The 17125-nt window shown below is 62.9% G+C and carries 14 protein-coding genes; 7 read left to right on the top strand and 7 right to left on the bottom strand.

Annotated elements, in window-relative coordinates; translation table 11 throughout:
- Nucleotides 1–18: 18 nt before the first annotated feature.
- Entirely contained in the window at nt 19–876 is an 858-nt protein-coding gene (locus tag ACP7EG_RS10770) for a helix-turn-helix domain-containing protein (protein ID WP_426087583.1), read from the bottom strand.
- 135 nt (nt 877–1011) lie between these two features.
- Between ACP7EG_RS10770 and ACP7EG_RS10765 the strand changes: the two genes are divergently transcribed.
- Genes ACP7EG_RS10765 through bamE form a run of 5 tightly spaced genes read left to right on the top strand, consistent with a single transcriptional unit; the run spans nt 1012 to nt 4462 of the window.
- Entirely contained in the window at nt 1012–2454 is a 1443-nt protein-coding gene (locus ACP7EG_RS10765; RefSeq protein WP_426087582.1) for a cytochrome P450, read from the top strand.
- Nucleotides 2455–2491: 37 nt separating this feature from the next.
- Nucleotides 2492–2953 (top strand): GNAT family N-acetyltransferase, encoded by a 462-nt coding sequence (locus tag ACP7EG_RS10760; protein ID WP_426087581.1) that lies wholly within the window; start codon nt 2492–2494, stop codon nt 2951–2953.
- Nucleotides 2950–3309 carry a nucleotide pyrophosphohydrolase gene (locus ACP7EG_RS10755; protein ID WP_426087580.1) on the top strand — a complete coding sequence of 120 codons (360 nt, stop codon included), beginning with the start codon at nt 2950–2952 and terminating at the stop codon, nt 3307–3309. The genes ACP7EG_RS10760 and ACP7EG_RS10755 overlap by 4 nt, the downstream gene beginning before the upstream one ends.
- Before the next feature lie 47 nt (nt 3310–3356).
- On the top strand, nt 3357–4157 hold the full coding sequence (locus tag ACP7EG_RS10750) for a hypothetical protein (protein ID WP_426087579.1): 801 nt from the start codon (nt 3357–3359) through the stop codon (nt 4155–4157).
- Nucleotides 4154–4462: an outer membrane protein assembly factor BamE domain-containing protein gene (gene bamE / locus ACP7EG_RS10745; RefSeq protein ID WP_426087578.1), complete on the top strand. Its 309-nt coding sequence runs from the start codon at nt 4154–4156 to the stop codon at nt 4460–4462. The genes ACP7EG_RS10750 and bamE overlap by 4 nt, the downstream gene beginning before the upstream one ends.
- A 65-nt stretch (nt 4463–4527) precedes the next feature.
- Here bamE and ACP7EG_RS10740 read toward each other — a convergent pair whose 3' ends face one another.
- From ACP7EG_RS10740 to ACP7EG_RS10730, 3 genes are all read right to left on the bottom strand, one after another.
- Nucleotides 4528–6183, bottom strand: coding sequence for a methyl-accepting chemotaxis protein (locus ACP7EG_RS10740; protein ID WP_426087577.1), 1656 nt, complete (start codon nt 6181–6183; stop codon nt 4528–4530).
- 443 nt (nt 6184–6626) lie between these two features.
- A complete protein-coding gene (locus tag ACP7EG_RS10735) occupies nt 6627–8789 on the bottom strand; it encodes a DEAD/DEAH box helicase (RefSeq protein WP_426087576.1) in 2163 nt (720 codons plus the stop codon).
- Between the two features lie 271 nt (nt 8790–9060).
- Nucleotides 9061–9906 (bottom strand): alpha/beta fold hydrolase, encoded by an 846-nt coding sequence (locus ACP7EG_RS10730; RefSeq protein ID WP_426087575.1) that lies wholly within the window; start codon nt 9904–9906, stop codon nt 9061–9063.
- A gap of 134 nt (nt 9907–10040) precedes the next feature.
- Between ACP7EG_RS10730 and ACP7EG_RS10725 the strand changes: the two genes are divergently transcribed.
- Nucleotides 10041–11666, top strand: coding sequence for a M28 family peptidase (locus ACP7EG_RS10725; protein ID WP_426087574.1), 1626 nt, complete (start codon nt 10041–10043; stop codon nt 11664–11666).
- A 60-nt stretch (nt 11667–11726) separates the two neighbouring features.
- Here ACP7EG_RS10725 and ACP7EG_RS10720 read toward each other — a convergent pair whose 3' ends face one another.
- The 3 genes from ACP7EG_RS10720 to ACP7EG_RS10710 all read right to left on the bottom strand — a co-directional run bounded on the left by ACP7EG_RS10720 (nt 11727) and on the right by ACP7EG_RS10710 (nt 16006).
- Nucleotides 11727–12143: an SRPBCC family protein gene (locus tag ACP7EG_RS10720; RefSeq protein ID WP_326458387.1), complete on the bottom strand. Its 417-nt coding sequence runs from the start codon at nt 12141–12143 to the stop codon at nt 11727–11729.
- 129 nt (nt 12144–12272) lie between these two features.
- Nucleotides 12273–12971: a dienelactone hydrolase family protein gene (locus ACP7EG_RS10715; protein WP_426087573.1), complete on the bottom strand. Its 699-nt coding sequence runs from the start codon at nt 12969–12971 to the stop codon at nt 12273–12275.
- A 92-nt stretch (nt 12972–13063) separates the two neighbouring features.
- A complete protein-coding gene (locus ACP7EG_RS10710; RefSeq protein WP_426087572.1) occupies nt 13064–16006 on the bottom strand; it encodes a DUF6701 domain-containing protein in 2943 nt (980 codons plus the stop codon).
- 114 nt (nt 16007–16120) lie between these two features.
- Here ACP7EG_RS10710 and ACP7EG_RS10705 point away from each other — a divergent pair, with 114 nt between their 5' ends.
- Complete coding sequence (locus ACP7EG_RS10705) at nt 16121–17125, top strand: GlxA family transcriptional regulator (RefSeq protein WP_426087571.1); 1005 nt, start codon at nt 16121–16123, stop codon at nt 17123–17125.

The following is a 17125-nucleotide window of genomic DNA, read 5'->3' as shown; positions in this document are numbered from 1 at the left end:
CTTCGGCCCTAATCCGACCTACGCCCATATTCGGTAAATCCAGTAACTTTCATCTTCCTTCATGGCGCGCGCCAGCTCGGTAGGACTCAGCCCCGTGATTTCGCGCGTCTCGCGGCAGAAATGCGCCTGGTCGGCGTAACCGCCGCTGGCGGCGATATCGGACCAGGACACCTTGCCTTGCAGGATGGCGCCGCGCTCGTCAAGGAATAGCTGCTCCGCGCGGCGCATGCGGCGCAAGGTGCGCATGGGCTGGCCGGCCCAGGCCTTGATGCGGCGCTCGATATGCCGCGCGCTGCGGGCCAGGCCCGTCGAGGCCGCCTGCACGCCCAGGCGGCGCACCCAGTCCTGCACGGCGCCGGCCGACACGTCGCTGCCCTTGCGCGCCGCCTGCCAGCGCGGCGCAAGAAAAGCCTCCACCAGACCGATGCGCGCCTCATCGTCGGGCGCCGCCAGCACGGCGTCGGACAGGGCCAGCCAGTCGGCATCGAACAGCGCATCGAGCGGGCGAAACTGGTCCAGCAAGGCATCCATCGATACTCCCGTCAAGGCATGCAGGGCGGCCGGATACAACATCACGACAAACGAATGCACGGGGCCGGGGTTGTAGCTGACCAGCGGATACGAGCGGGGGCCGCCAAACAGCGCGGGCGGCATGCGCACGTCCGGCAGCGACAGGCCCGGCGCGGCCGCCTCCACGTCGCCCGCGACGGTCCAGATGATGCTGCACATGGGCGCGGCGGGAAAACGGTTCAGGCGCTGGGCCGACGGCAAGGGCGCGCAGCGCGTGGTGTCACGCACGAGGATGGCACGCACGCAGGAAGCGAGCGCGGTGCGCGGCGCGATCAGGCGGGTCAGGGGCGTAGGGGCGGCAGGCATGGCGACGATTGTACCGGCAATTTCTGGCCGCGCACGATGTCGTATTCGTTCAATACAAACGGGCCGCAATCGCGTAGAGTATGGCCATTATTGCAAGCAATCCTCGTACTTTCACCGTATCGACAGGAGATGTCCATGCCGCCACTCGACCACGCCGCCGCGCCCGATATTGCGCGGCCGCTGCGCCAGATCCGCCGCTTGCCAGGGCCATTCGCCCTGCCCATCGTCGGCAACAGCCTGCAGATCAAGCTCACGCGCATCCACCGCGACGTGGAACAGTGGGTGCAGCGCTACGGCCCCTTCATGCGCGCCTGGTTCGGCCGCACGCTGGTGCTGGTGGTGGCCGACAGCGAGGCCGTCGGCGCCGTGCTGCGCGACCGGCCCGACGGTTTTCGCCGCCCCCTGAGCAGCTCCGTCGTGTCCGACGAAATGGGCGGCGTGCCCGGCCTGTTCCTGGCCGAGGGCACGGAGTGGCGCAACCAGCGCCGCATGGTCATGGCCGGCATGGCGCCCGGCGCCATCAAGGCCTACTTCCCGGCCCTGGTGACGGTGGCGCAGCGCCTGCAGCGGCGCTGGCATCTGGCCGCCACGCAAGGCCAGGCGATCGACCTCGATGGCGACCTGAAACGCTACACGGTCGACATCATCGCCGGCCTGGCCTTCGGCACGGAAGTCAACACGCTCGAATCGGGCGAAGACGTGATCCAGCGCCACATGGACGACATCCTGCCCGCCGTGGCGCGGCGCAGCCTGTCCATGTTTCCGTACTGGCGCTATGTCAAGCTGCCCGTCGACCGGCGGCTGGACCGCGACGTGGCGGCGCTCTCCGCCGCCGTGGCCGACCTGGTGCAGCAGGCGCGCACGCGCATGGCGCACGACCCGGCGCGCCGCGAGCGTCCGCCCAACCTGCTCGAAGCGATGATCGCCGCCGCCGACCTGGAAGGCAGCGGCGTGACCGACCGCAACGTGGCCGGCAATGTGCTGACCATGCTGCTGGCGGGCGAAGACACGACGGCCAACACGGTGTCATGGATGATCTATTTGTTGCAACGCCATCCGCACACCCTGGCGCGGGCGCGCGAGGAAGTGCGGCGCCTGGCGCCCGACGTGGCCCGCTTCACGATCGAGCAGATGGATAGCCTCGACTACGTGGGCGCCTGCGCCAGCGAAGCCATGCGCTTGAAACCCGTGGCGCCGTTCCTGCCCGTCGAGGCGCTGCGCGACACGGTCATCGGCGATATTGCCGTGCCGGCGGGCACCCTCGTGTGGTGCGTGATGCGCAACGACACGGTAGCCGATGCGCACTTTCCCGACGCGCAAGTCTTCCAGCCCGAACGCTGGCTGGCCGAAGGCGGCGAGGCGAACAACAAGCGCGCTTCGATGCCCTTCGGCGCCGGATTGCGCACGTGTCCGGGCCGCTATCTGGCCTTGCTGGAAATCAAGATCGCCATGGCCATGCTGCTGGGCAGCTTCGACATCGCCGGGGTCGATACCCCCGATGGCGGCGAGGCGCAGGAATTGATGGGTTTTGTGATGTCGCCCATCGGCCTGACGATGCGCCTGGCGCGGCCGCAGTGATACCATGGGGGGAATCTCAATCAACGTGCTTTCCCCCATGCAAATTCATCTGGAATCGCCGCAGCAAGCCGATGTGCAAACCCTGATCGCCGAGCTTGATGCCTATCAGCAGACCCTGTATCCGGCCGAGTGCGTGTATTCGCTGGACTTGGCATCGTTGCCGCCGGAGACCCTGCTGTTTGCCGTCGCCCGCGATGCGGCAGGCACGGCGCGCGCCTGCGGCGCCATTGTCGTCACGCCCGATTTCGGCGAGGTCAAGCGCATGTACGTGCATCCGGACAGCCGTGGCCTGGGCCTGGCCAGGCGCCTGCTGGCCTTGCTGGAAGAACAGGCGCTGGCGCGCGGCTGCCGCTTGCTGACCCTGGAAACGGGCATCCACCAGCCCGCCGCCATCGCCCTGTACGCGCGCCACGGCTACCAGCGGCGCGGGCCGTACGGCGACTATCCCGACGATCCATTCAGTGTCTTCATGGAAAAACCGCTGCAGGTGGCGGCATGAACGCGCCCGCCGACAGCTTGACGGACATTCGCGCGCGCCTGCGCGCCTTTGCCGCCGAGCGCGACTGGGACCAGTTCCACACGCCGAAGAACCTGGCCATGGCCCTGTCCGTGGAAGTGGCGGAACTGGCCGAGCACTACCAGTGGCTGCCCACGGGCGCGGATAGCGAACTGGACGAAGCGACGCGCACGGGCATCCGCCACGAACTGGCCGACGTGCTGATGTACCTGGTACGCCTGGCCGACAAGAGCGGCGTCGACCTGCATGCGGCCGTGCTGGAAAAGATGGAACTGAACGCGCAGAAATACCCTGCGCAGCAGGTGCGCGGCGACGCGCGCAAATCGACGCAATACTGACAACCATGCGTGCGTGGCTGCCGCGCAAAAAAGCGTAGCATCAAGCCATGCGTATTCCTCTCTCCCTGCTGCTCGCCGGCTTGCTCGCCGGCCCACTGTCCGGCACTGTTGCGCTGGCGCAAACCGCGCCCGTGCCGCAAGTCAAGGTGGACGCCACGCGCGACCCCGTGGATAAATCCTACCGCAAGATGCTGCAGGGCGTGGACCGTTTCGAGCGCGACCATGCGCTGGCACCGCAAGCGGTGCTGCGCTTCCGTTTGCTGCCGCGCCAGCCCGGCGTGGACATGACGGGCGTGCAGCTGCGCATCGCCGGCGACAGCGTCAGCATCCCGTTACCATTGGCCGAGGACAACAGCTTTGCCCCCGTGCGCAACGCGCAGGCCGCGCGCGAAGACGCCATCCTGATCGCCAACCGCAAGGCTTCCAGCATGAGCTGGCGCGCACAAGTCATCACGCCCGGCTTGCCTCCCGGCACGCGGCGCCTGGGCGACTTGCGCCTGGAATGCCGCGCCGGCATGGAGTCGGGCCTGATCTCGAACGACCCGCAAATCATCGCCTGGCTGTCCAGCATGCTCTACAGCACAGACAAGGTCTGCTCGGAGCCGGACGGCAATTATCTGTTCTTCACGGACCGCCCCCTGTTCGGCGTGACCCTCGTGCATGGCGAACGCAGGGTGTCGCTACCGTTCACCATGCTGTACGCGGGCGGCGAGCAAACGCCCGCCTCACTGCCCTATTGCGATTGCCAGGTCTTGCTTGACCGCACGTATTACGCCCCCCTGTGGGATACGAGCTGGCCCGACGATACCCTGCTGGAATTTACTTACATGGACGAGGTGGTGCCATGAAGCGGCTGATGATCGCCTTGCTGACGCTGCTGGCCGCCTGCTCCGGCACGCGCGCCTTGCAGGCAAGTAAAAATGTGCCGTACGCCACCCTGGAGCAGACGGTGCAGCCGGGCAGCAGCACGCGCGAGCAGGTGCGCGCGGCGCTGGGCGAGAGCACGTCCATCCGTTTCGACGGCGGCAATGAAGTGTGGATGTACACCTACCCGGCCGCCTCGGGCGCGCAGGGAGAATATGTGATTTTGTTTGGCGGGGATGGGGTGGTGAAGAAGGTGCGCAGCGGGGAAGTGTATCGGGTGAAGAAGTAAGAGTACCCCAAAAGCAAACTGGGGTCGTACCCTGAGGGTACGACCCCGGCAGTTCGCGGGTTTTACTAGCGTGCCTTTAACAGCGCCCTTGCCGCCACGCCCGCGCCCACGCTGCGGCCCACGCCGGCAGCCTTGCGCTTGGGCGACGCCTTCAATTTGAAGATGCCGATCGACTGGGCCACGCTGTCGGTGCGCTGCGCCAGACTGGTGGCGGCAGCGGCCGCCTGCTCCACCAGCGCCGCATTCTGCTGCGTGATGCCATCCATCTGGATGACGGCCTGGTTGACTTGGCCGATGCCCTGGTTCTGCTCGCGCGTGGTGGAGGAAATCTCGTCCATCACTTCCGTCACGCGGGCCACCGAGGCGATCACTTCCGCCATGGTGGCGCCCGCATTGCTGGTCAGCACGCTGCCCGCATTCACGGTGGCGATCGAATGGTCGATCAGGTGCTTGACTTCCTTGGCCGCCGTCGCCGAGCGCTGCGCCAGGCTGCGCACTTCACCGGCCACGACGGCAAAGCCGCGGCCATGCTCGCCCGCACGCGCCGCTTCCACGGCCGCGTTCAAGGCAAGAATGTTCGTCTGGAAGGCGATGCCGTCGATCAGGCCAATGATGTCGAGAATCTTGCGCGACGACGTGCTGATTTCATTCATCGTGGTGACCACTTCACTGACGATGGTGCCGCCCTTGGCCGCGACGGTCGATGCCTGCGCCGCCAGGTCGTTGGCCGTGGCCACGTGGTCGGCGCTGTTTTGCACCGTGGACGTCAGTTCTTCCATGCTGGCCGCCGTCTGCTCCAGGCTGGACGCCTGCGATTCCGTGCGGCTGGACAAGTCCATATTGCCCGTGGCGATTTCCGCCGTCGTGACGCGGATATCCTCGAAGTTGGCGCGCACGTCGCCGATGATGCTGTGCAAGTTGATATTGGTCTGGCGCAAGGCCGCCATCAATTGACCCATATCATCATCACGCACCTTGTCGATCACGCCCGTCAAGTCGCCACCGGCCATCTTGCGCGCCATCGTGATGGCGTCGCCCAGCGGCGCGACGAGCGAATTGTGCAGATGGGCCCAGAAATACAGCATCAGCGCGACGGCGGCGGCAGCGGCACCGCTGAGCCAGCTGCGCGTGGCCGTGCTCGTGTCGCCGTCGATACTCCACACGGCACAGCCGAGGATGGCCAGCACCACGCCGAAGACGATGCAATGCAGGGCCAGATCTTGCGACAAGCTCAGCTTGCGCCACTCGGCCAGCTTGGCGGCCCAGCCCTGGCGCACGACGCGGCCATTGCGGATCGCCAGGTTGGCGCTATTGCCGTCCTTGAAACTTTTATACAGGGCAGCCGCCTCGTTGATCTGCTCGCGCGTAGGCTTGGTACGCACGGACATATAGCCGATCGGGCGGCCGTTCTCGATGACGGGCGTGATATTGGCGAAGACCCAATAAAAATCGCCATTCTTGCAGCGGTTCTTGACCATGCCGGTCCATGGCATGCCCGTCTTGATGGTATCCCACAGGTCGGCAAAGGCTTCGGCCGGCATATCGGGATGACGCAGGATATTCTGTGGTGCACCCAGCAGTTCCGTTTCCAAGAAACCGCTGACCTCAATGAAATACTGATTGGCGTAATTGATGTTTCCCTGTAAATCCGTGGTGGAAACAATCGTCATGCCTTCATTTAATACGTATTCCTTTTGCGTGATAGGCGTATTGACCCGCATCGTCGCTCCTCTATTTTTTTTCAACTAGCATAACAAAATTATAAAAACAATATACCACATCAAGCACCGGCGAGATATCGCCACGAGGACAGTGACGCTGGTCAAACAATTTAATAAAAGTAAATTTATTTATGTTTTATGATTTACTTTGATTCAACTAAATTGATTTTATTGAAATGCAAAATTCAAATTGCGTGCAGATGCAATAATTAATAAAAAATTATGTATCGGTGCGGCAGGCAATAAATAGGGTGTTTGCGCCGATAAAAAGACGCGGAAGCATTGCGATAAAGGCCAGCACATGGCGACGCCTGCCGCCAACAATAATGCAGCAACAATATTCATTTCTTGAGGGAAAATAAAAACTGGCGCGAATGCGCCAGTGGGGGAACTGTCTCCAATCCGCGACACAGGCGCCGGGGAGGCACCTGTGAAGAGATTACTTACTTATAAGTTTTGCGCGGAGGAGATTTAGGACGCGCTGGCGCCGGTTTGCGCTCCGTCGTGCCGTCATCAAGGCTGATGCGCAATTTCTGGCCCGACACGACGACCGATTTCAGGTGGTCGAGGATTTCCGGCGGCATGCCTTCCGGCAGGTCCAGCACGCTATAGTTGTCAAAGATATCGATACGGCCGATATGCTTGGCTTCCAGGTTCGCTTCGTTGGCGATGGCACCCACGATGTTGCTTGGCGTCACGGCGTGCTCACGGCCCACTTCGATGCGGTAGGCCGTCACGCCCGGGCGTGGACGTTCCTTCTTCGGCGCGCGCGGCGCAGGTGCTGCCTCGCCCGCGTCCGCTGGTGCATCCTTGAACGCTGGCGCGGCCTTGGCGGCAAACGGCTTGCGCGACGCGGCTGGCGGCGCCAGGTCCGGTGCATCGCCGTCGCGGCTGATACGCAATTGCTGACCAGCAACCCAGACGGACTTCAGCTGATCCAGCAATTCCTTCGGCATGGTATCTGGCAAATCCAGGACGCTGTAATCGTCATAGATTTCAATGCGGCCGATGTTTTTCGAATCGATGCCCGCTTCGTTGGCGATGGCGCCCACGATATTGCCTGGTTTCACACCATGCTGATGACCTACCTCAATACGGAAAGTCTGCATGCCGGCGTCGGCAGGACGGGAGATGCGTTCCTTTTTCGGGAAGGCCGGGCGTTCGCCACGCTCGCTGCGCTCGTTACGCTCGAAGCGCTCGCTCCGTTCCGGACGGTCGTTGCGTTCGAAGCGGTCTTGGCGCACAGGACGGTCGTCTTGCCAGGTGGCTTGCTCGCGCGCCTTGTTCTTGTCCAGCAACAAAGGCACATTGCCACGCGCCATCTTCGCCAGGGCGGCGGCGATTTCGATGGCGGGAATGTTCTGTTCGCGTTCGAAGTCTTCGATCAGCGACTGGAACTGCTCCAGTTCGCCCAAGGCCAGGGTTTCGCTGATCTGTTCCTTGAACTTGGCGATACGCACGTCGTTGACGGCCTGGATCGTCGGCAGTTCCAGCATGCCGATCGGCTGGCGGGTCGAGCGTTCGATGGCTTTGAGCAAGCTCTTTTCACGCGGGGTGATGAACAGAATCGCTTCGCCGCTGCGGCCGGCACGGCCCGTGCGGCCAATGCGGTGGGTATAGCTTTCCGGATCGTGCGGCACGTCGTAGTTGATGACGTGGCTGATGCGCTCGACGTCCAGGCCGCGGGCGGCCACGTCGGTTGCCACGAGGATGTCAATCTTGCCGTCTTTCAACTGCTGGATCGTGCGCTCGCGCTGCGCTTGCTGGATGTCGCCATTGATGGCGGCAGCCGAGAAACCACGTGCTTGCAGCTTGCCAGCCAGCTCTTCCGTGCCCAGCTTGGTGCGGGCAAAGATGATCATGCCGTCAAACACTTCCGCTTCCAGGATGCGCGTCAATGCGTCGAGCTTGTGCATGCCCGACACCAGCCAGTAGCGCTGGCGAATGTTGTCGGCCGTGCCCGTCTTGGCGGCGACCGTTACTTCGGCCGGATTCACCAGGTACGTCGTGGCGATGCGCTTGATGACGGAAGGCATGGTGGCCGAGAACAGGGCCGTTTGATGGCCTTCCGGCGTTTCTTTCAAGATGCGTTCGACATCGTCGATAAAGCCCATGCGCAGCATTTCATCGGCTTCATCCAGCACCAGCGTTTTCAGCTTGGACAGGTCGAGCGAACCCTTGTCCAGGTGATCGATGACGCGGCCAGGGGTACCGACGATGACGTGCACACCGCGGCGCAGGGCCGACAGTTGCGGGCCGTAGCTTTGGCCGCCGTAGATCGGCAGCACGTGGAAGCCGGGAATGTGGGCGGCGTACACCTGGAACGCTTCGGCGACCTGGATGGCCAGTTCGCGTGTCGGTGCCAGGACCAGGGCTTGGGGTGAGCTTTGTTTCAGATCAATGCGCGACAGGATAGGCAAGGCAAAGGCGGCGGTCTTACCCGTGCCTGTTTGCGCCTGGCCCAGCACGTCGCGGTTAGCGAGCAATAATGGAATCGTGGCCGCCTGAATAGGCGACGGTGTTTCGTAACCGACATCCTTGAGCGCGCGAATCAGCGGCTCGCTCAGGTTAAGGTCGGAAAATAAGGAAATTGGTGTATCAGACATGAAATCACTCACAAGTTCGCTCGAATCGCCCAATGCGAAAGAGTGTATCTGCTAGTTTACTCTTTACTGGACCTTACCGGGTGGCTGCATGCCGAAGAACGCCGTTTTTTGCGGCATATCTACCGAAAAAAGGCAGAAAAATCGGCTATCCACACGCAATCGACGCGTGATTTTGCCAACATTAAATGATACACAACAATGTGCCGCCTGCGCCTGTTCTGCGCGGCAACAGCAACGGCGGGCGCCTCGCCAGCATGGCGCCCGCCCCGTTTCAGGTGCGCAAGAACTCCAGCAAGTCTTCGTTCAGGCGGTCCTTGTGCGTCGTCGCCAGGCCGTGCGGCGCGCCTGCATACACGAGCAGCTTGCTGCCGATGATGAGCTCAGCCGTGCGCCGCGCCGAGGCGGCAATCGGCACGATCTGGTCGTCGTCGCCATGGATCACCAGGGTCGGCACATCGAAGCTGGCCAGGTCGCTGGTGAAATCCGTTTCGGAAAATTGCTTGATGCACAAATAGGATGCCGGCATGCCCGCCTGCATGCCTTGTCGCCAGAAGCTGTCGCGCACGCCCTGCGACGGTGTCGCGCCGGGGCGGTTGTAGCCATAGAAGGCCTCGCTCAAGTCGCGGAAGAATTGGCTACGGTCGGCCTGCACGCCGGCGCGGATGGCGTCAAACGCGGACAGCGGCAAACCCAGCGGATTTTCAGTGGTTTGCAGCATCAGCGGCGGCACGGCGCCTACCAGCACGGCGCCCGCCAGGCGCTGCGTGCCATGGCGGCCGATGTAGCGCGCCACTTCGCCGCCGCCCGTCGAATGACCGACCAGGGTGGCGCCCGTCAAGTCCAGCGCCTCGATCAGGGCGGCCAGATCATCGGCATAGGTATCCATGTCGTTGCCAGCGAAAGGCTGGCTGGAGCGGCCATGGCCGCGCCGGTCGTGCGCGATGACGCGGTAGCCGTGTGAAGCCAGATAAAACATCTGGTCTTCCCAGGCGTCGGACGACAGCGGCCAGCCGTGGCTGAAGACGACGGGCGGGCCGCTGCCCCAATCCTTGTAATAAATCAGGGTGCCGTCGGCGGTACGCAGGGTATTGCTCGATTGCAAGTCGGTGGCAGTCATGGAACGCTCCTTGTCGGTGAACCAGCGGCCATTGTGGCCGCAATGGCGCGCGCACGCCGCGCGCTACGCCAGAGCATTGCGGTAGAGTAAGATTACCGCTGCTTTGCTTTCCCGTACTCACTTTTGGAGTTGTCATGCGTTTACCCTTCGTCCTCGCCGCCAGCCTGTTCAGCACGGCTGCCCTCGCCCAACCGCTCGTTGCCGAAGCGCCCCTGCGTGCCCATCTGTCGTTCCTGGCCGACGACTTGCTCGAAGGACGCGGCACGGGCCAGCGCGGCGGCGACCTGGCCGTGCGCTACCTGGAAACGCAGGCGGCCGTGGCCGGCTTGCAGCCATTGAAAGATGGCACCTACCGCCAGGCGCTGACCATCGTCGGCAGCAAGGCCCTGCCATCGAGCACAGTGACGTTCAGCGCGGGCGGCAAGACCTTGTCTCCCGCCTTCGGCCAGGACATCGTCTTTGGTGCGGCGAATGGCCAGCAGAAAGTGGCGTTCGACGCGCCCGTCGTGTTTGCCGGCTACGGCATCCGCGCCCCCGAAGAAAATTGGGACGATTTCAAGGGCGTCGATCTGAAGGGCAAGCTTGTCCTCATGATGGTCAACGATCCGCAACCGACCGTTGCCGAACCAAACCGTTTTGCCGGCAAGTCCCTCACGTATTACGGGCGCTGGGTCTACAAATACGAGGAAGCGCTGCGCCAGGGCGCCGCCGGGGTCTTGCTGATCCACACGACAGCATCGGCGTCGTATCCGTGGTCAGTGCCCGCCAACGGTTTCGGCCACGAGCGCTTCAACCTCGCTGGCGCGGGCAACGCCATGGAAGGCTGGCTGCAGGAAGACATGGCGCGCGCCCTGTTCCAGCAAGCGGGGCAAGACCTGGACGCCTTGCGCGCGCAGGCGGAAACGCGCGCGTTCCGCCCCGTGCCCCTGGATGCCACGGTCAGGGTTCAACTCGACAGTCAGGTCCGCAGCATCGAGCAATTCAACGTGGCCGGCATCGTGCCGGGCACGGACCCGAAATTGAAGGACGAAGCCGTCATTTACTCGGCGCACTGGGACCACTTGGGCAAGGATGACGAGGGCAACAGCCAAGGTGGTAAACAGGGCCAGAGTGACCACATCTACAACGGTGCCATCGACAATGCCTCGGGCGCGGCGGCCCTGCTGGCCATGGCGCAGGTGGCCGTGAAACAACCGGCGCGCCGCACGCAGATCTTCCTGTGGCCGGCTGGTGAGGAAACGGGCATGCTGGGCAGCACGGCCTACACGCGCAAGCCCTTATGGCCGCTGGCGAAAACGGCCGCCGACCTGAATCTGGACAGCATGAATTTTGTCGGCAAGACGCACGACATCGGCGTGGCCGGCGCCGAGCGAAGCAGCCTGTACGCGAGCGCCGCCAAGGTGGCCAAGCGCATGGGCCTGCGCCTGGCGCCGACGATCCCCGACCTGTCCGGTGCGTTTTACCGGGCCGACCATTTTGCGTTTGCCAAGGCCGGCGTGCCCGCCTTCAACGTGGGCTCGGCAGTATTCTCCGGCGACGGCTCGTTCGATTTTGTCAAGGAACCGAAAGCCTCGGGCGAGCGCCTGGTGGCCTTTAAAAAGGATTACCACCAGGTCACCGACGAGTACCACCCGTCGTGGGACTTGTCGGGCATGGTGCAGCAGGCGCAGTTCACGCTGAACCTCGGTTACGAAGTGGCGAACGACAAGAACTTGCCTACTTGGAACAAGGGCGAAGCGTTTGGAAAGGTGAAGCGGTAACGTCTGGTGGTGGTGTCGGATTACGCGGCGTAGCCGCTAATCCGACCTACACTGGTTGATTCAAATGGCCATGATGCGTTTCAGGTCGACGAACGCCGTTTCATACAAATGTTGAAACGCGCCCACCATGACCTCTTCCACGCCTTCGGCCGCGTCGAACTCGCTCGACCATTCCGCCACGCAGGAAGCGCCGCCCGGTTCGCCCGTGACGCGCAGGGTGGAGCGGTAGTTCTTGACGGGGATCGGGCCAGAGACGATGGTGTAGCTGTAGCTCTTGTCGGCTTCGCTGTAGCTTTGCAGGCGTTCGGCGATGATGGCGCCGTCCGTGGTTTTCAGGCGCCGCACGCGGCCGCCATGCTCGGACAGGCTGGTCTTGATGGAGCTCGACCATTCAGCCAGCGACTGGAAGCCGCCGATAAAATCCCACACTCTTTCGGCGCTTGCCGCCAATGTCACAGAAACAATTACTTGGGCCATCTTTGATTCGGTTCCTCATCCAGGTTTGCCGGGCGCTGCGCCCGGCCGGCCGGAGATGCCCGGCACAGGCGCTATTTTAGCGCCCATGCGGCTTTACTGCCGAGTCGACAGCGCTGGCGGCGCTCCCGCTTACAGATTTTCCGACAGGAAAATCAAGGAATTGCCATGTGCCTGGGCGGCGGCGCGCTGCTGGTAACTGTCGCGGTGGGTGCAATTGAAGCCGTGTTCGGCGCCCGGGTAGATATGGATTTCCACCTCTTGCCGGTTTTCGAAACGCTCGGCGATGGTTTGCACCGCTTGCGGCGAAATATGGCTATCCTGGCCGCCGAAATGCATGAGCAGCGGCACCTGAATCTTGTCGGCCAGGTCCAGCTTGTTCTGGATGCCGCCGCCGTAATAAGCGATGGCGGCGTCGACCAGGCCGGCTGCTGCCGTCTGGAATGACAGGCGGCCGCCGAAGCAGTAACCGATGGAAGCGAGCTTGCCTTCGACTTCAGGCCGCGCGCGCAGCGCGGCGACGGTGGCGGCGATATCGGCGTCGGCATGCGGATTGTCGGTGGCCTGCATCAGCTCCACGGCGCGCTTCCAGCCTGCTTCGTCATAGCCCAGCTCGATGTGCGCGCCCGCGCGCCAGAACAGGTCCGGCACCAGCACCACGTAGCCATCGGCCGCGTACTGGTCGGCCACGGCGCGGATGTGCTCGTTGACGCCGAAAATTTCCTGCAACAGGATGATGGCGGGGCCTTTGCCGATATGCGGCACGGCCAGGTAAGCCTGGAAGCTGCCGTCCGGGCCGGCGATATCGATCCACTGCGATGTTGTGCTCATAGAAACTCCAGTCTGAGGTTGGGGGGGAATGCCACAGCCAGGCATGTTACTGGTTTTTCACGCCGCCTGCGTCCGCCCCTCTTTGCCCAGGCTCAATACATCTCGCGCAAATAAATGAGGGGACCGGATCGCAGGACGCCAAACACGACACTGCCCACCGTACTGGGCAGGTAAGACAGGGCAGGCACGGAGACGTCGACGCTGCCCGGCACGCCAGGGGCCAGCAACATCAGGCGCCCGTTAGGCGGGGGCAAAAACCCGGCGACAAAGGTATATATACCATCCTGCACCTTCGCGGCGCCATTGCACGCGCCGTCCCCCGAGGTGAGCATCTTGCGGCAGTTGGCCAAAACGACGTCGGCCCGGGCAAATGTGGTGACGCTGTCGGATGCATTGCTCACCCAGCGCCCATTCCAGTACTGCACTTGCACGGGCAGCCGGATGGGCAAGCGCTCGGAACCATAGCTGTTCGGCACCATCATGCGGCCCGTCAGGATGGTCAGCTGCCCTTCCGTGCCCGAGGCGGACGGCGCCGACGTCACGACGGTCTCGCCCGGATACGTGGTGGTTGCGCGGAACAGCACGTCGGTGGGTAGCGCCAGCGCTGTCGCGCCGGCTGGTACCGCATAGGCGCCGGGAAAGCGATAGGCGATGACGGTATCGGCCACGCCTACTTTGAAATTGCTTGCGGCGATGCCGCTCACGACAGTCTGCGCGGCTGTGCCATCGGTGAGCTGGCTACCCGCAGGATCGGCCGGTGGCAAAGCCGTCTTGCCAGTGGCGGCATCGTAACCTTGCAAAGCCACGTTCGCCGGCAAGCTCTTGTCCTGACCATCGAAATTGCCCGTCGTCGCGTTCGACGCATTCTGCGCCGTGATGCGCAAGCCAAACGCTTGCCTGGAATACACAAATTTGCCCGCGGTCTGGCCCGCCTGCGCACCCACGCACGTCAATGGCGCCACGCATGGCATGGGCACCTTCCCGGTCACTGTCGTCGCGAAGTGGTGGGGAATGAATTGCACATTGGCGCTATTGCCTGTTGCCAACGGTGGCGTGATGCCATTGACAGCTGGCAACTCCCACCCCAGGTAGGCAGGCAAGCTGGCGGTAAACTGGATGGTGCCCACTTCCGGCCAGCCCATGTTCGCGGCCGTTCCTATGCCATTACCGTTATTGAAGGTCAAACTGCCTGCCACCTCGGGGTCGAGGCGGTCGGTAAACAAGGGCGCGACGATGGCGTGCCCCAACTGCACGGTTTGCGTCGTGGCTTCCTTGCCAAAATTGGGCGTCACAGCCCCGACATCATTCAGGGCCGAAACACTGATCGTGGTAGCTGGCGCCACCGGCGTCACGGCCAGGCCCGCACGCTGCGGCGTGGCGATCGCGCCAAACACAAAACGCTTCGGCACGACGATGACAGTGGCGCTGCCCGTCATGCTCAAGCCAGTGTCGCCGCTGGCGCTTGACCCCGTATAAGTGGCAGTCAAGTTCAGCTGCCCCGCGTCCGCGTAGGACATGACGGCCGTGGCGACGCCCTGGCCGTTGAACGCCAGGTTGACGCTCTTCCCCAGGGCACTGCAAGCACTGCTGTTATTCGCCGCCAGAGCGATGAAACCACCCGTGCCTTTGACAAAGACCGGCAAAGTGCCGCTGGCGGGATTGCTGTAGCCGCAAGCGAGCGTCAAGTCCTTGCTTTTATTCGCAAACAGGGGCACGCAGGCTTGCTGGTCTCCGCTGGCCTGCACGGCGCTGATGCCAAACGACGGCTGCGTGCCCGAGATATGGTTGGTGGGCGTGAGCATCAAGCCCGTCGCCGCGAACGCCATGTTGCAACTGTTGCTATTGTCCGAGCTGCGCTTGCACACCAGCGCGTCCGTGGCGCCGGGCACGCTGGTCAGGCTCAGGGTGGCCGTGCCGACCGTGTACTGGCGCACGCTGGCCGTGGCCACCCCGCTGTTGTCGATCGGCGTCAGCGTGCCGCCGGGGCTGACGGTGACGTCCACGCCGCCCGTGTATTTGGCGCTGCAGGCGGCGTCCGCGCACGCCGTCACCTTCACGGTTTGCGGCGCGCACGTTAGGGCCGTGCCTGGATGGTCGATCTGGAAATGGTGGGGACCGGTGGGGGTGCCGGGGCCGCATTTCGGGCCGTTGACGCTGCCGGCAGGCCAGCCGCTGTTGTTCGTCACGCAACTGCAGGGGTTGGCTGGAGTATAGGCCTTGCAGGTGATCGTCTGATCCACGTGCGTCCACGATCCCAGCGTGATGTGGTCGACCAGTGCATTACCCGTGATATACCCATTCGCCGCATCCAGGGTGACATTGCCGCCCTCGACATTGCCTTTGATGGCATTGCCAGAGGCGATGGTCAGCGACTTTAATGCCGTCACGTCGCCCGTGACAAGCAGGCCGGACGCTTTCAGATCGATGGTCGGCGCATTCAGGTTGCCCTTGATCTGGCTGCCGGAGCCGATGGTCAGCGTAGTCTTGGCTGTGATATCGCCCTCGATCTGGCTATTCGCGGGCAGGATATTGACGATATTGCCGCCAATTGCCCCCGTGATGGTCGAGCCCGATGCAATTTCCACCAGTCCCTTGGCACTGATGCTACCTGTCACCTTGACGGCACTCCCCCCCATTTTGATGGTCGTGGCGGCAATGTTGGCAATGATCGTCTGCGCCTGCGCTCCCATGCTGAACGTGCCGCCCTCCGCCGTCAGGCTGCCACCAGTCACCTTCAAGTTGGATGGATTGATGTCCTTGATATCGAGATTGCCCGTGGCCGTCAACGCGGCGCTGCCACTCATCCTCAATCCCTGGTTATAAGTCATGGCCAGAGAACTGTTGAATGTCACGCCATAGCCGCTGGCGATAACGATAACGTCGGTATCGGCCATGGACAAGTTGCCGCAGGTATATTGCGCGCCAGACCGGGCGCAATTACTGACGTCAACGCCGTTGAAATTGAAGGTGGCCGCCTGGGCCATGCCGGTCGATAGATAGAAGAACAAGCTGACGAGAGAAATGTATATGCGCAAGATATCGAAGAATCTGATGAGTGGGAAGCCAGGCGGTCCTTCGATTATTCCATGCTAATCTATGCCACCGCTGTTATTGCATTATGGCACTATTCCATTTATCTCATTCATTGCATGATCAAGCAAAGCCCCAAAGAATTTCCCCTGCGTACCGTCGACATCATCGTCTACCCCGGCTTCAAGGCGCTGGAAGCCATCGGCGCCATGAAGGTGTTTGACTACGCCAACACCCATTTGCGCCTGCGCCATCTGCCCGGTGGCTACGACGTGCGCATCGTGTCGACGGCCATTGGTCCCGTCGAGTCCGACACGCTGATGTCGCTGCACGCCAGCAAGGCGCTCGATGTGAACCGCCTGCCCGACCTGGCCGTCATCGTCGGCTGCCACCACGTCGAGCAAGTCTTGCAGGATATTCCCGCCCTCGCCGCCTGGGTGGCCGAGGCGGCGCCGCGCATCGATACCCTGGCGGCGCTGTGCACGGGCTGCTTCTTCCTGGCCGAGGCGGGTGTGCTCGACGGCAAGAGCGCCGCCACGCACTGGAGCGCCGTGGATAGCCTGCGCCAGCGCTATCCATTGATACAGGTCAATGCCGATGCGATTTTCGTGCGGGAAGGAAAATTCTGGACGTCGGCCGGCGTGACGGCCGGCATCGACCTGGCGCTGGCCCTGGTGGAAGACGATTTCAGCCGCGATATCGCGCTGGAAGTGGCGCGCGACCTGGTGGTGTACCTGAAGCGGCCCGGCGGCCAGTCGCAGTTTTCCGTGCACCTGTCGAGCCAGATGACCACGCATCCGACCATCCGCCAGTTGCAGGGCTGGATCATGGAACACCTGGGCGAAGAGATCACGGTGCCGCTGCTGGCGGCCAGGCTGGCCATGAGCGAGCGCAATTTTACGCGCGTGTTCCAGCGCGAAACGGGCAGCAGCCCCACGGAATTCATCGAGACGGCCCGCTTTGAAGTGGCGCGCCGCTTGCTGGAAGACAATGTATCTTCCTTAAAACAGGTCGCCGTGCAGGCGGGCTTGCGCAGCGAGGACAGGCTGCGCCGCCTGTTTCAAAAGAAACTCGCCATCACCCCGCGCGACTACCGCGAGCGCTTTTCCAGCACGGCGCGCTAG

Source organism: Janthinobacterium sp. PSPC1-1 (genome assembly GCF_049897625.1).
Lineage (GTDB): Bacteria > Pseudomonadota > Gammaproteobacteria > Burkholderiales > Burkholderiaceae_D > Janthinobacterium > Janthinobacterium tructae.
This window is presented reverse-complemented; position numbering and strand designations above follow the sequence as displayed.

What these genes read in the sequence shown, in the direction of transcription:
- ACP7EG_RS10730 (WP_426087575.1), bottom strand. Translation starts at nt 9,906, where the DNA reads ATGACTGCCACCGACTTGCAATCGAGCAATACCCTGCGTACCGCCGAC.
- ACP7EG_RS10715 (WP_426087573.1), bottom strand. Translation starts at nt 12,971, where the DNA reads ATGAGCACAACATCGCAGTGGATCGATATCGCCGGCCCGGACGGCAGC.
- ACP7EG_RS10735 (WP_426087576.1), bottom strand. Translation starts at nt 8,789, where the DNA reads ATGTCTGATACACCAATTTCCTTATTTTCCGACCTTAACCTGAGCGAG.
- ACP7EG_RS10740 (WP_426087577.1), bottom strand. Translation starts at nt 6,183, where the DNA reads ATGCGGGTCAATACGCCTATCACGCAAAAGGAATACGTATTAAATGAA.
- ACP7EG_RS10725 (WP_426087574.1), top strand. Translation starts at nt 10,041, where the DNA reads ATGCGTTTACCCTTCGTCCTCGCCGCCAGCCTGTTCAGCACGGCTGCC.
- ACP7EG_RS10755 (WP_426087580.1), top strand. Translation starts at nt 2,950, where the DNA reads ATGAACGCGCCCGCCGACAGCTTGACGGACATTCGCGCGCGCCTGCGC.
- bamE (WP_426087578.1), top strand. Translation starts at nt 4,154, where the DNA reads ATGAAGCGGCTGATGATCGCCTTGCTGACGCTGCTGGCCGCCTGCTCC.
- ACP7EG_RS10705 (WP_426087571.1), top strand. Translation starts at nt 16,121, where the DNA reads ATGATCAAGCAAAGCCCCAAAGAATTTCCCCTGCGTACCGTCGACATC.
- ACP7EG_RS10750 (WP_426087579.1), top strand. Translation starts at nt 3,357, where the DNA reads ATGCGTATTCCTCTCTCCCTGCTGCTCGCCGGCTTGCTCGCCGGCCCA.
- ACP7EG_RS10770 (WP_426087583.1), bottom strand. Translation starts at nt 876, where the DNA reads ATGCCTGCCGCCCCTACGCCCCTGACCCGCCTGATCGCGCCGCGCACC.
- ACP7EG_RS10760 (WP_426087581.1), top strand. Translation starts at nt 2,492, where the DNA reads ATGCAAATTCATCTGGAATCGCCGCAGCAAGCCGATGTGCAAACCCTG.
- ACP7EG_RS10720 (WP_326458387.1), bottom strand. Translation starts at nt 12,143, where the DNA reads ATGGCCCAAGTAATTGTTTCTGTGACATTGGCGGCAAGCGCCGAAAGA.
- ACP7EG_RS10765 (WP_426087582.1), top strand. Translation starts at nt 1,012, where the DNA reads ATGCCGCCACTCGACCACGCCGCCGCGCCCGATATTGCGCGGCCGCTG.